11 protein-coding genes are annotated in these 13,566 nt (G+C 38.2%); 8 read left to right on the top strand and 3 right to left on the bottom strand.

The features are described 5' to 3' along the window. The first annotated feature begins 55 nt into the window (after window positions 1-55). The 7 genes from MY533_RS19485 (at window position 56) to MY533_RS19455 (ending at window position 10,242) form a co-directional block, all read left to right on the top strand. Window positions 56-1,903, top strand: a complete 1,848-nt coding sequence (locus tag MY533_RS19485) for a bifunctional homocysteine S-methyltransferase/methylenetetrahydrofolate reductase (RefSeq protein WP_248717250.1) — start codon at window positions 56-58, stop codon at window positions 1,901-1,903. Further along, entirely contained in the window at window positions 1,896-5,327 is a 3,432-nt protein-coding gene (gene metH / locus MY533_RS19480; protein ID WP_248717249.1) for a methionine synthase, read from the top strand. Before MY533_RS19485 ends, metH begins: the two co-directional genes overlap by 8 nt. A 78-nt stretch (window positions 5,328-5,405) precedes the next feature. After that, entirely contained in the window at window positions 5,406-5,906 is a 501-nt protein-coding gene (locus MY533_RS19475) for a GNAT family N-acetyltransferase (RefSeq protein WP_248719254.1), read from the top strand. Between the two features lie 534 nt (window positions 5,907-6,440). Next, window positions 6,441-7,472, top strand: a complete 1,032-nt coding sequence (locus MY533_RS19470) for a Delta(5) desaturase DesA (protein WP_248717248.1) — start codon at window positions 6,441-6,443, stop codon at window positions 7,470-7,472. A gap of 420 nt (window positions 7,473-7,892) precedes the next feature. Continuing rightward, the gene (locus tag MY533_RS19465) at window positions 7,893-8,900 is read left to right on the top strand and encodes a sensor histidine kinase (RefSeq protein ID WP_248719253.1); all 1,008 of its coding nucleotides are present in this window, start codon (window positions 7,893-7,895) and stop codon (window positions 8,898-8,900) included. A gap of 16 nt (window positions 8,901-8,916) precedes the next feature. Further along, a complete protein-coding gene (locus MY533_RS19460; RefSeq protein ID WP_132364182.1) occupies window positions 8,917-9,528 on the top strand; it encodes a response regulator transcription factor in 612 nt (203 codons plus the stop codon). Window positions 9,529-9,699: 171 nt separating this feature from the next. Then, window positions 9,700-10,242, top strand: a complete 543-nt coding sequence (locus MY533_RS19455; protein ID WP_248717247.1) for a methyltransferase — start codon at window positions 9,700-9,702, stop codon at window positions 10,240-10,242. Between the two features lie 172 nt (window positions 10,243-10,414). On the opposite strand, the gene MY533_RS19450 is transcribed toward MY533_RS19455, so the two are convergent. From MY533_RS19450 to MY533_RS19440, 3 genes are all read right to left on the bottom strand, one after another. Continuing rightward, a complete protein-coding gene (locus MY533_RS19450; RefSeq protein WP_248717246.1) occupies window positions 10,415-11,389 on the bottom strand; it encodes a proline dehydrogenase family protein in 975 nt (324 codons plus the stop codon). An 80-nt stretch (window positions 11,390-11,469) separates the two neighbouring features. Then, on the bottom strand, window positions 11,470-12,222 hold the full coding sequence (fetB, locus tag MY533_RS19445) for an ABC transporter permease (protein ID WP_132364175.1): 753 nt from the start codon (window positions 12,220-12,222) through the stop codon (window positions 11,470-11,472). Continuing rightward, entirely contained in the window at window positions 12,219-12,950 is a 732-nt protein-coding gene (locus MY533_RS19440; protein ID WP_248717245.1) for an ABC transporter ATP-binding protein, read from the bottom strand. The genes fetB and MY533_RS19440 overlap by 4 nt, the downstream gene beginning before the upstream one ends. 110 nt (window positions 12,951-13,060) lie before the next feature. Between MY533_RS19440 and MY533_RS19435 the strand changes: the two genes are divergently transcribed. Continuing rightward, window positions 13,061-13,561: a methylated-DNA--[protein]-cysteine S-methyltransferase gene (locus MY533_RS19435; RefSeq protein ID WP_248717244.1), complete on the top strand. Its 501-nt coding sequence runs from the start codon at window positions 13,061-13,063 to the stop codon at window positions 13,559-13,561. Window positions 13,562-13,566 lie beyond the last annotated feature (5 nt).

Genomic DNA, 13,566 nt, shown 5'->3' with positions numbered 1-13,566 from the left:
TCAGAACGAATTATGCCGAGGCATAATGATAGAAAAAGAAAGAGAGGTTAGTTTTATGGGATTGCTTGAAAGGTTAAAAACGCATGTTCTTACAGCAGATGGTGCAATTGGTACAGTTTTATACGGCTATGGCTTGGAGTACTGTCATGAGGAAATGAATGTACAGAGACCGGAATTAATTGAAAAGATTCATAGAGAATATATAGCTGCTGGTGCCGATATTATTCAGACGAACACTTACGGAGCTAATGCCATAAAATTAGCCCGCTATGGATTAGAATCTCGTGTACAGCAATATAATGAAGCTGCTATAACGATTGCAAAACGTGCAGCAGCGGATGGTGGGCAATTTGTTTTGGGTACTATTGGGGGAATCCGTGGTATTCGAAAAAGTGATGCAACGTTAGAGGAAATCTTAGCAACTATAGATGAGCAGGCAACGGTTTTACTTGCAGGAAATCCAGATGGCCTTTTACTTGAAACCTATTATGATTTTGAAGAGCTAACAGCGACTTTATCAATGCTACGAGCTAAAACGACATTACCGATTATCGCTCAAGTTTCTATGCACGAACCCGGAGTATTACAAAATGGAATGAGCTTAAATCACGCCTTACATGAACTTGAAGCGTTAGGTGCTGATATCGTAGGTGTTAACTGTCGTTTAGGTCCTCACCATACTATCCAAGCTTTTGAAGGGGTAGAGCTTCCTGAGCAGGCATTTATGTCAGCGTATCCGAACGCCTCTCTTCTTGATTTAGAGGATGGGCGTGTCGTTTATGAGTCGGAGGCTGATTATTTTGGTCGAGCAGCTGTAGAGCTTCGTGATCAAGGGGTGCGTTTAATTGGTGGCTGTTGTGGTACGACACCAAAGCATATTGCTGCAGCGAAAAAGTACTTAGAAGAGTTATCCCCGGTTGAAGAAAAGTATACAAAGCCAGAAAAAATAGAGATTGTGCGTGAGGCAGAGCCAGCAAATTATGAGCCATTACATGAAAAAGTAAAACGTGAACGCTCGGTTATTGTGGAGTTAGATACACCAAGACATTTAGAAATAGAAGGCTTTATTAAAGGGGCAAAGAAAATATATGAGGCGGGCGCGGATGTAGTCATGATGGCAGATAATTCACTTGCTTCTCCAAGGATTAGTAATGTCGCAATGGGTGCCTTACTGAAAGAAACGCACGGGGTACGCCCGTTAACCCATATAACATGCCGAGATCGAAATTTAATTGGTCTTCAATCACATTTAATGGGATTAAATGCACTAGGAATTCATGATGTTTTAGCGGTTACTGGAGATCCGACAAAGGTAGGCGATTTCCCAGGAGCAACTAGCGTTTACGACGTATCGTCAATGGAGCTAATCCAATTAATAAAACAGTTAAATGAAGGTGTTTCGTTCTCAGGGAAACCGCTTCGTAAAAAGGCAAATTTCTCTGTAGCGGCTGCATTTAATCCTAATGTCCGTGTACTAGAACGCGCTGTCTCTCGATTAGAAAAGAAAATTGAACATGGGGCAGATTATTTTATTTCACAGCCTGTTTATACAAAGGAAAAAATCGTGGAAATTTACGAGGCGACAAAGCATTTAGATACGCCAATTTATATTGGTATTATGCCAGTAACGAGCTATAAAAGTGCGGAGTTCTTACATCATGAAGTACCAGGCATCAAACTATCTGATGAAGCGTTAGCACGTATGAAGGCTTGTGGTGATGATAAGGAACGCGCAACAATAGAAGGCATTGCAATTGCTAAAGAATTAGTAGAAGTAGCAGCGGAATATTTCAATGGTATTTACCTCATCACACCATTTTTACGCTATGATATGACGCTAGAATTAATGAAAGTTATTGAGCAATTGGATGAACAGAAAAAAGGGGTAAGTATAAATGGCTAAGCACATGATTGAAGAGCAACTAGAGAAACGAATATTAATTCTTGATGGCGCAATGGGAACAATGCTACAAAATGAAAATTTATCGGCAGAGGATTTTGGCGGCGAGGAATATGATGGCTGTAATGAAAATCTTGTGCTAACTAGACCAGATGTGCTTGAAAAGGTTCATAGAAAATATTTAGAGGCTGGAGCAGATATTATTTGTACAAATACATTTGGGGGTACACCACTTGTATTAAATGAATATGATCTAGGTGCGAAGGCAGAAGAAATTAACAAACGTGCTGTTGAAATTGCACGCAAAGTAGTAGATCAGTTTTCAACATCCGATTGGCCACGTTTTGTAGCGGGAGCGATGGGACCAACTACAAAAACCCTATCTGTTACAGGTGGAATTACATTTGATGAGCTAGAGGAAAACTTTTATGTTCAAGCAAAGTCATTAATCGATGCTGGGGCGGACGTTTTGTTGTTAGAAACTAGTCAGGATATGTTGAATGTTAAGGCGGGAACATTGGGGATATCTCGTGCTTTTAAGGCTACTGAAAAAGAGCTACCTGTGATGATATCCGGAACAATTGAACCGATGGGAACGACACTTGCCGGCCAAACAATTGATGCTTTTTACATTTCCATCGAGCATATTAAGCCATTGTCAGTTGGCTTAAACTGTGCGACTGGACCAGAGTTTATGACTGATCATATTCGTTCACTAGCAGAGCTTTCAACAGGCTATATTAGCTGTTACCCGAATGCGGGCTTACCGGATGAGGAAGGCTGCTATCATGAGTCACCTGAATCATTGTCACAAAAGCTAAAAGGCTTTGCGGAAAAGGGCTGGCTAAATATTGTCGGAGGTTGCTGCGGTACAACGCCAGCACATATTGCGGCTATCAGAGAGGTGCTAAAGGACGAAAAGCCTCGTCAATTACAAGATGTGACGCATGGTCATGTAGTATCAGGGATAGAGCCATTGGTGTATGACGACTCTATGCGTCCATTATTTATTGGAGAACGGACAAATGTCATTGGTTCTCGTAAGTTTAAAAATTTAATTATTGATGGGAAGTTTGAGGAAGCAGCAGAAATCGCCCGTGCTCAGGTGAAAAATGGAGCACATGTGATCGATATTTGTTTAGCAAATCCTGACCGCGATGAACTAGCGGATATGCGTGGCTTTATGCAGGAGGTTGTAAAAAAAGTAAAAGTACCTCTTGTGATTGACTCGACAGATGAAAAAGTAATAGAGGAAGCACTTAAGTTTTCTCAAGGGAAAGCTATCATTAATTCTATTAACTTAGAGGATGGCGAGGAGCGTTTTGACGCTGTTTTACCGCTTGTGAAAAAATATGGAGCTTCTTTAGTTGTAGGTACAATTGATGAGCAAGGCATGGCGGTTGATCGACATCGCAAGCTAGAAATTGCTGAACGTTCATATAAATTGTTAACAGAAAAATGGGGTATTGCTCCTGAAGATATTATTTTTGACCCATTAATGTTCCCAGTAGGTACAGGAGATGAGCAATATATTGGCTCGGCACTTGAAACGGTAGAAGGTATTCGCCTTATTAAGGAGAAAATGCCACGGACATTAACGGTGCTTGGTGTAAGTAATATTTCGTTCGGATTGCCACCAGTAGGTCGTGAAGTACTGAATGCCGTATATTTATATCACTGTACACAGGCTGGTTTAGATTATGCAATTGTGAATACGGAGAAGCTAGAACGTTATGCATCCATTCCTGAGGAGGAAATTAAGCTAGCAAATGATTTACTCTTTAATACAAATGATGAAACTTTAGCTGTCTTTACAGATTTCTATCGTGATAAAAAGAAAGAAAAAACAGAGGCGGATATTCCGAAAACAGTAGAAGGTCGCTTAGCCTACTATATATTAGAGGGTACAAAGGAAGGACTTATTGAAGATTTAGATGCGGCTCGTGAAATTTTCGAAACACCGCTTGAGATTATTAATGGGCCTTTAATGGATGGAATGGCGGAGGTTGGCCGTTTATTTAACGATAATCAGCTGATCGTAGCGGAAGTATTACAATCAGCAGGGGTTATGAAGGCCGCAGTAGCGCATTTAGAGCAATTTATGGAGAAAAATGAAGAGAGTGCTGGTAAGGGGAAAATGGTACTTGCTACTGTAAAGGGCGATGTGCATGATATTGGGAAAAATCTTGTCGATATTATTTTAAGTAATAATGGCTATAAGGTCATTGATTTGGGTATTAAAGTAACACCTACTCAGTTAATAGAAGCGATTCGCAAGGAGAAGCCTGATTTCATCGGGCTTTCAGGCTTACTTGTAAAATCAGCACAGCAAATGGTTATTACTGCTCAGGATTTCAAAGAAGCGGGTATTGACGTACCTATTTTAGTAGGAGGAGCGGCATTATCTCGTCGCTTTACTGAAACAAAAATTGCCGGCGAATATAATGGACCTGTCATTTATTCCAAGGATGCGATGCAAGGCTTAGAGCAGGCAAATCGATTAATGGGGACAGATACACGTGCCGATTTCTTAGCTGAAATTAAGGAATCTCGTGAAAAACGCTTAGAGGCAGACGAAAAAAGAGCGGCTCGCCCTGCAAAAGAAATAATGATAAAGCCTGTACGTACAGTAAAGGAAGCGTCTGTCTTTCTTCCAGCTGATTTACGACGCCATGTAAAGAGAGAATACGCTGTTTCGCATTTGTATCCATATGTTAATATGCGGACATTACTTGGACATCACCTAGGTTTAAAAGGTCAAGTACAGCAGCTGCTTGATGCGGGTGATGAAAGAGCAACAGCGTTAAAAGATTTAGTCGACGACTATTTACAAAGTGACCTATTGAAGCCGTCGGGTGTGTATCAGTTTTTCCCTGCTCAAGCCGATGGGGATGATGTAGTCGTTTATGATCCAACAGATAGCCAAACAGAAATTGAACGATTTACCTTCCCTCGTCAGCAAGTTGAACCGTTTTTATGTCTTGCAGACTTCCTTAAAACAGTAGAAAGCGGTGAAATGGACTATATTGCCTTAATGGTGGTAACAGCAGGACGAGGAGTTATGGCGCAGGCTCGTCAACTAAAAGAGGAAGGGAAATTCCTCGAAAGTCATGCATTACAATCTACTGCCCTTGAGCTTGCGGAAGGTTTCGCGGAACGTATGCACCAAGAAATTCGCGATCAGTGGGGCTTCCCAGATGCGACAGATTTTACAATGCGTGATCGTTTCGCAGCAAAATATCAAGGACAGCGCTTCTCATTCGGTTATCCAGCATGTCCGAACCTAGAAGATCAAGAAAAATTGTTTGGCTTATTAAAACCGGAGGACATTGGTGTACATTTAACGGAAGGCTTTATGATGGAGCCAGAAGCGTCTGTTTCAGCAATGGTCTTTGCACATCCAGATGCTCGATATTTTAATGTGTGATGCTAGAAAAAGTAGTAAAATCTTTTGTAATAGAAGTAATTATGCCGAGGCATAATTGATGGTTAGGACGTAAGCATGATGATTCGATTCATGGAAGAGAAAGATTTACCCGAGATTTTAGATATTTACAATGACATTATTTTAACGAGCAAAGCTGTTTATCGATATGAAACACAATCGTTAGAAGAAAAAAAGCAATGGTTCAAGGAGCAGCAAACGCTCGATAATCCATTGCTAGTTTTTGACGAGAATGGCACAGTAGCCGGCTTTGCAACATATAGTCAGTTCCGTCCATATCCTGGTTACAAGCACACAATGGAGCACTCTGTATATGTGCATAAGGATCATTACCAAAAAGGAATAGCGTCACAATTAATGCAAGAGCTAATTCGAACTGCTAAAGAGCAAGGTGTGAAGACACTTGTAGCGGGCATTGATGGTGAAAACATCGGAAGTATTAAAGTACATGAAAAACTAGGTTTTGAATATGCAGGTACAATTAAAAATGCAGGCTATAAATTTGGACAGTGGCTAGATCTTGTATTTTATCAGCTACAGTTAACTGGACTGAAAGGATAGAAAGGGTATGACATTCATATTCTTTCTTTATAATATGTGAATCCTAGCTATACTTTTTTTGTTCAGCTTGCCTACTCATTTAATGCTATATTTAAAAGCTTATCACCAAAAGTTGGAGATGAAATATGCATTTGTATAATAGGTTGATCTTTGCGGCTGGGCGACTCCTTGGGGATCAGCGATAGGAACGAAGGCTAAAACCATCAAATCCTATGATAACGCCTTCGTGACCAACCTCATGCTGCTGTCGCTACGTTGCACTCACGCTTTCGCGCAAAAAACATCTGTTGGCCCGAGACCCTGCAGCGAAGCGAAGTGGCTCATCGGACGCCCCTAGGAAGCCTGTGCGAAAGACGGAAATCAACTCCACTTTATGGTGAGAAGCCATATTAATTTATTTTTATTCTATTGTACACATGAAAAAGGGTATGACAAATGTCATACCCTTTTTATGATGTTTGCTTCTGTTGTATGATTATACTCTTGTTTTATGATGAGGTCATAAGGAAAAAAGGAAATGAGGGAGTAAAAACGATGGCAACAGATCGAGAAAAAACAAAAAAACTGCGTCAGGATGTAGCACCATTTGCGAAGTCTGATACAGCTAAAAGTATTTTTCAAATGGTAAATACAATTGTACCTTTAATCGCTCTATGGGTAGCTGGCTATATGTTAATGGATATTTCACCATGGCTAACAGTTGGATTAAGTGTAATTTCTGCTGGCTTTGTCGTACGAACATTTATTATTTTCCATGATTGTACACACGGTTCATTTTTCAAAAGTAAAAAAGCAAACGACTGGGTTGGTTTTGTAACTGGAGTGTTAACTTCATTCCCATATGAAAAATGGAAGCGTGAACATACAATTCACCACGCAACTAGCTCGAACTTAGACAAACGTGGTATCGGTGATATAGATATGATGACAGTGGAAGAGTTTTTACAAGCATCTAAAGGACAACGTTTATGGTATCGTTTTTACCGTAATCCATTCGTTATGTTCGGCTTAGGTCCACTATTTATGGTGTTAATATTAAATCGCTTTAATCGTAAAGACGCTAAACAGAAGGAACGCTTTAATACACATTTAACAAATGTCGTTATTGCTGGAATTTGTATAGCATTAATTTACTTTATGGGCTGGCAAGCATTTTTATTAGTACAGGGGATAACACTATTTGTAGCTGGTTCTCTTGGTATTTGGTTATTCTATATCCAACATACGTACGAGGATTCTTATTTTGAGCATGATAAAGAATGGGATTATGTAAAGGCTGCTGTCGAAGGTAGCTCGTATTATAAATTACCAAAGCTATTACAATGGGTTACAGGCAATATTGGCTTCCACCATGTACATCATTTAGCCCCTCGTGTTCCAAACTATAATCTTGAAAAAGCGCATAATGAAACACCGCCATTACACACGGCGACAACAATAACATTGCGTACGAGTTTAGAATCATTACGCTATAAACTATACGATGAAGACCAAGGTAAGTTTATAAGCTTTAAAGAAGTTAATGAAATAATTAAACGAAAAGCAAGGGGCAGTATTGCTGCTTAGTAGAATTTTTTCAGCCATCTCTTCTAAGGGATGGCTGTTTTACGTAAACGGGTTGCATATTGCAGATAAAGCAATTACTGTCCTCACCCAAGCGGCTCATCGGACGCCTGAAGCGTCAGCTATAAAGCACCTAGCCGGAACGGAAATCAACACTACGTTATGAAAATAGCCCATTACTAGGGGAATGTTATTATGTGGATAATGCATTAATAACCATGTACAGGCATAAAATTAATTTTCTTGTTATAATAAGGGAAAAGTAGGAAAGAGCGTGAGATTATAATGAGGAAATGGCCCAGTATTATTCCGAATAGTCCAATGCTCAGTATATATTTATGGATTATTTTCTGTTTCCTACCGTTTTTCTTCATTTTTAGGAAATCATCTTATATAGAAATATCAGTAGGTATTACATTTTTAATGCTATATTTTATTTTCTATCGATTTTCCATGAATTCGAAAAACGGTCTTGTTTATATGTGGATTAGCTTTGAAATGGTCATTAATATTGTTATGACTATATTATATGGCTATGTGTATTTATCGATTTTCACAGCATTTTTTATTGGAAATATTCGTAAACCTGTTGGCTTCTATATTATGTATGGACTACATATTGGCTTTACGGTTATCTCTACAGGTGTTGGCTTTTTCGTTGAGCTACACTTATTTTTATCACAACTACCATTTGTTGTTTTAACGATTCTAGCGGTTGTACTACTTCCACTAACGATTTATGCAAAAAATAAACGCGAAAATTTAGAGGGGCAGCTTGAGACTGCTAATGAACGAATAGCTGAGTTAATTGTTTTTGAGGAACGCCAACGTATTGCGCGGGATTTACATGATACGCTCGGCCAAAAGTTATCGATGATAGGCTTAAAAAGTGACTTAGCTTCAAGATTAATTGAACGTGATCCACAGCAAGCTTTAATAGAGATTAAGGATATTCGTCAAACGGCAAGTATCGCATTAAAAGAGGTACGTGAATTAGTATCGGATATGCGAACAGCTAGGTTTGAGGATGAGCTTATGCGTATTTCTCAAATATTAAAGGCTGCTGAAATGGAATTTGTATTTGAAGGTGATAAAGATAATTTACAAGTTCAACCACTTGTGGAAAATGTATTGTCCATGTGCTTAAAAGAGGCAGTGAATAATGTCGTTAAGCATAGTGGTGCTACAAAATGTGAAATTGCCTTCCATCAAAATTTTAAGGAAGTATATTTAGTTGTTCGTGATAACGGGCAAGGAATTACTAAAAAGCAAGCTTGGAAAACGGGTAACGGTTTAAAGGGAATGCGAGAACGGTTAGAGTTTATAAACGGTTCTTTTAAAATCGAAAGTGAAGAAGGCACTACATTAACCGTGTCGATTCCAGTGGCGATTACGCATCAGAAGGTCAAAGAAAATCTGAAGAACATATAGAAAAGAGGATTGCGACATGATACGAATTGTAATTGCTGAAGATCAGGGTATGCTATTAGGCGCACTGCGTTCATTACTTAGTATGGAGGATGATATGGAGGTCGTTGGATTAGCAAAAAATGGTGAAGAAGCACTGGCGCTTGTTGAAGAGCATCGGCCTGATATTTGTATTATGGATATTGAAATGCCCGTGAAAACGGGATTGGATGCTGCAGAGGAACTGCATAGCACAGGTTCTGATTGTAAAGTGATTATATTAACGACATTTGCAAGGCCAGGTTATTTTGAACGTGCAAGGAAATCCAGCGTTCGTGGCTATTTACTAAAGGATAGTCCGATAGAAGAATTGGTCAGTGCCATTCGTACAATTATGGATGGCAAAAGAATATATGCGCCAGAACTCGTTGATTTTGTCTATGAGGATGATAGTGAAAATCCTTTAACTGACCGAGAGAGCCAAGTACTGACACTTGTTGCAGAGGGAAAGACGACAAAAGAAATTGCTGCAGAATTATTTTTATCGGCAGGGACTGTCCGTAACTACATTTCCACTATTTTAGAAAAATTAAATGTTGGGAATCGTATTGAAGCCATTGCCCGTTTTAAGGAAAAAGGGTGGAATAAGTAAGAATATACTTAGACCTAAGATAAAATTAAAAAAATAGACAAAAGGCATTGAATAAATTTAAATTCAGTGCCTTTTGTCATTATAAAAGAATAATCGGTATTGTATATTTTGACTACTAATGATAATATTTAGTAAATGCAAAACGTTTTAATGGGAAGGATGGAAATGATTATGAGAAAAATCACAAAAATTACTTCAATAGCTTTTTTAGCAACAACATTTGTCGTGACAAGCGCAAATCCTTCAGCGGTTTTTGCTGCAAGCAACGATATAGTTGAGACAGAGTCATCTATTCCATTAGAAAGTAGTATGGATAAAGCGGTTCAGGCAGCATTAGTTGGACCTGAAATCAAAAAACTAGATGTACTAGGTCATGAATTTAATATAAAACCTGTTTCTATTACGAAAAAGGATCACCTAACAGTTGTAAATGGGCAAATCTCTCATCATTTAAGCTGGCGTCCAGATGATCAGTTATACTACCGCATTGAAAAAGAAAATGGAGAAGTAAAACAAGTGGAGATCAAAATTGATCGAGGCGGATGGACAAGTTTATCTGCTCCATTTATTGCTACATTAGCGGAAAAAAATGATATCCCGATTACATTAGAAATGATCCAAGAGCTTGGGCAAAAATTAGGTAGTTTTATTGATGGTAAATGGGAGTATGCAGCAGAAGCCATTGTTTCAACCATTGCATTACATGTTGAATAATATAAAACTTTAATCAGTGGGGCTTTTTCACCCTCACTGATTATTTTTATTACACGTTTTTAAAATTGAGTGAGGAAAAAGCGGTTTAGTGTTGGTCTGTGGGAAGTACGTTCTTGAAAGACTAAAGCCAGAAGCTTATTCAATTAAGCTTCTGGCTTCTTTATGAGGGACCTTATTTTTTACGCTTTGTTAAACGTCCAAGAACGAATGCACCTGCTGCTACAGCAAGCACTGTATTCGTTTTTTTCGTAAATACTTGTTTAGTAACAAGATTAAGATTTTGAGGACGCTCCGCTAAACGGCGCATAAAGTAGCCGTACCAATCTTCGCCGAATGGTACATATACACAGAAGTTATAGCCTTCTTTAGCAAGCTCTTTTTGCATATCTGTACGGAAGCCGTAAAGCATTTGGAATTCGAATTTATCAAGTGGAATATTATTGTCAGCTACAAAACGTTTTACGTGTGCAATAACATTATGGTCATGTGTTGCGATAGACGTAAATTTACCGTGTAGTAAATGATATTCGATTAACTCGATGAAATTTAAATCAATATCTAATTTATCTTGGAAAGCAACTTCTGCAGGCTCTTTATAAGCACCTTTTACGATACGAAGGCGATAGTCATTGAATTTTTCGATATCGTCCTTAGCGCGGTAAAAGTAAGATTGGATAACAGTACCTACATTATTAAACGTTTTGGATAGCTCTTCGACCATATCAAAAGATGTTTGTAAACGACCGTAGTCTTCCATGTCAAAGTTAACGAATATATCATATGCTGCTGCTTTTTCTACAATTTCATATAAATTATCGTAGCAAAAATCAACATCAATATCTAAACCTAATTGAGATGGCTTTAACGAAATATGTGCATCAACGCCGTTTTCATGAATAGCCTCAATTACAGCAAGGATTTGTTCTTTAGCTTTTGTTGCTTCTTCTTCAGTTGAAACAAATTCCCCTAAATTATCTACTGTGCAAGAGATTTTATGTGCGTTAAGCTCTTTGATGCTCGCAATCGTTTCTTCAATATTTGTACCAGCTACTACACTTTGTGCTCCTAATTTTAGTCCGTATTTTTTTGCAGCACTATTTAATAGTTGGTTTTCAGATAAATGGATGAAAAAATCGCGTAATAACATGGTCATTCTCCTCACTGCATTTCTTTTTTTTCTATATTATAGCACAATTTAGAAAATAAATATTGTTTTTACTATAACAATTATTTTACTTCAAGTAGTTGCATGCGCTCATTAAAAAGTGCAGGATAGCTTAAAAAACCTATCATTATGCTTGATAATGTCGCTGCTGTTAGTAGGGCGAAAATGATTAATAGTTGGAATTGCACCGCTTGAATAGGGTCTGCTCCGCCAATTATTTGGCCACTCATCATACCTGGTAATTGAACTAGACCAATTGTTTTTTGGCTTTCAATAGTAGGAATCATACTGGCCTTTATCGCATTCATTAGCTGTCGATGAATTGCCTGTTTTGGTGTGCCGCCTAACGACAAAATTAACTCAATTTCGTTCTGATGACTAGCAATTTCCGATGTAAAACGATTTAAAAATAGAACCGATAATACCATTGAATTTCCAATCATCATGCCGCTAATTGGAATAATATACTGCGCTGTTGCAGGTACAATATTAAAACCTAGCAATACTCCTTGCGTAACAAATTCTACTACAATAAGAGTTAGTGCTATTTTCCATGTAATACCCGTAATACCTTTCCCTTTTTTACGAGCATTTAATGTTGCTACTATAACCATTAAAGTTACCATAAGGAAAATATAAATATAGCTTTGAGCATCAAAGACAAATTTTAAAATGTAACCTACGGCAAGTAGTTGAACAATAGAACGAATAGTAGCGATAAGTGTATCTTTTTCAAGTCCTAGCTTTAAGGTTTTTGACAGTAGAAGAGGAATTAAAACAAAAATTAACGTTAAGGAAAGCGAAGTATACGTCATACATTCACCCCCTGTACAAATTCAGCGACCCGTGGATTTTTAGGTGCGTTAAGTAAGGAACTTTCTCCTGTTTCAATTAGTTCTCCGTCCATCATAACCCAAGTATAGTGTCCGATTGTCAACGCTTGCTGTAAATTATGAGTGATCCAAATGATTGTGACATTAAACTTTTTATGGATTGTAGCAATAAGTGCCTCAATTTCTTGCACGGATTGACGGTCTAGTGCAGATGTGATTTCATCTAGCAATAAAATGGAGGACTGATTAATAAGTGTTCTTGCAATAGAGACTTTTTGTCGTTGTCCACCAGATAATTTATTTGTAGGGCGTTGTAAAAAGCTTTGATCGAGTCCAACGTCTTGTAAATATTGGATAGCTTCTTGCTCTGTAAGTTTTTCTCCTTGTAACGAACGAGGGAGTGCAAGATTGTCAAATACAGTTCCTTCTATCATTGGGGCTGCTTGAAGAGCCATACTCACATACCTTCTTAAAGCGGTTGGCTCGTAAGTAGAAATGGCTTGATTATCAATTAATATTTGACCATCTGTAGGAGATGATAGTCCATTGCACAATTTAAGTAGAGTTGTTTTGCCAGCACCTGAAGGGCCGACTAATGTAGTGATTTTTCCTTTTGGGAATGAACCAGTAATCGATTTTATTATCATCTTGTCATTCGATGAAAAGGTGACCTGTTGAAAGTGAATGGCAGGCTCATATGAAGTATTCATAAAGTTAAAACTCCTTTATACTAATAGGTAAAATAACTGTAGCATGAAACAAAGGGATTCTAAAGTTATTTACAGGCAGTGGATACTAATTAAGTTAAGGGGGGTAGGGAATGGATGTATTGTATGTAGATACATTAACATATGCACAAGGTAATATGTATATTGTTGCTTCAGATGAAGGGCTTGTCTATACAGGAACTCCGAATGCACCATTTGAAGAGGTAGAAGTTTGGGCAAAAAAACCATTTAAAGGCTATCGCTTTGAAGAGAATAAAGAAAAGTTACAGCCATATGCTAAGCAATTAACGGCTTATTTTAAGAAAGAGCTCATTGAATTTGATGTACCAGTACATGTCAAGGGGACACCATTTCAACTAGCGGTTTGGGATGCTTTGAAGGAGCTACCATATGGTACAACGACAACGTACTCAGATATTGCACACCGTATCGGAAATCCGAAAGCAGTAAGAGCTGTAGGCAGTGCAATTGGTGCCAACCCGATATTAGCCATTATTCCTTGTCATCGAGTCATTGGAAAAGATGGCAAGCTAACAGGTTTTCGTAGTGGACTAGCTATGAAAGAATTTTTATTGGAGCTAGAAAGAGCCTAAAACAA

This window comes from Lysinibacillus sp. Ag94 (assembly GCF_023242215.1).
In the GTDB taxonomy this organism is placed as follows: Bacteria; Bacillota; Bacilli; order Bacillales_A; family Planococcaceae; genus Lysinibacillus.
The sequence above is the reverse complement of the archived record's forward strand: the minus strand, read 5'-3'. Positions and strand labels throughout refer to the sequence as shown.

Excerpts from the sequence above, each read along its gene's own strand:
- MY533_RS19440 (WP_248717245.1), bottom strand. The coding sequence starts at position 12,950 with ATGAATACTTCATATGAGCCTGCCATTCACTTTCAACAGGTCACCTTT.
- fetB (WP_132364175.1), bottom strand. The coding sequence starts at position 12,222 with ATGACGTATACTTCGCTTTCCTTAACGTTAATTTTTGTTTTAATTCCT.
- metH (WP_248717249.1), top strand. The coding sequence starts at position 1,896 with ATGGCTAAGCACATGATTGAAGAGCAACTAGAGAAACGAATATTAATT.
- MY533_RS19455 (WP_248717247.1), top strand. The coding sequence starts at position 9,700 with ATGAGAAAAATCACAAAAATTACTTCAATAGCTTTTTTAGCAACAACA.
- MY533_RS19470 (WP_248717248.1), top strand. The coding sequence starts at position 6,441 with ATGGCAACAGATCGAGAAAAAACAAAAAAACTGCGTCAGGATGTAGCA.
- MY533_RS19475 (WP_248719254.1), top strand. The coding sequence starts at position 5,406 with ATGATTCGATTCATGGAAGAGAAAGATTTACCCGAGATTTTAGATATT.
- MY533_RS19465 (WP_248719253.1), top strand. The coding sequence starts at position 7,893 with ATGCTATATTTTATTTTCTATCGATTTTCCATGAATTCGAAAAACGGT.
- MY533_RS19450 (WP_248717246.1), bottom strand. The coding sequence starts at position 11,389 with ATGTTATTACGCGATTTTTTCATCCATTTATCTGAAAACCAACTATTA.
- MY533_RS19435 (WP_248717244.1), top strand. The coding sequence starts at position 13,061 with ATGGATGTATTGTATGTAGATACATTAACATATGCACAAGGTAATATG.
- MY533_RS19485 (WP_248717250.1), top strand. The coding sequence starts at position 56 with ATGGGATTGCTTGAAAGGTTAAAAACGCATGTTCTTACAGCAGATGGT.
- MY533_RS19460 (WP_132364182.1), top strand. The coding sequence starts at position 8,917 with ATGATACGAATTGTAATTGCTGAAGATCAGGGTATGCTATTAGGCGCA.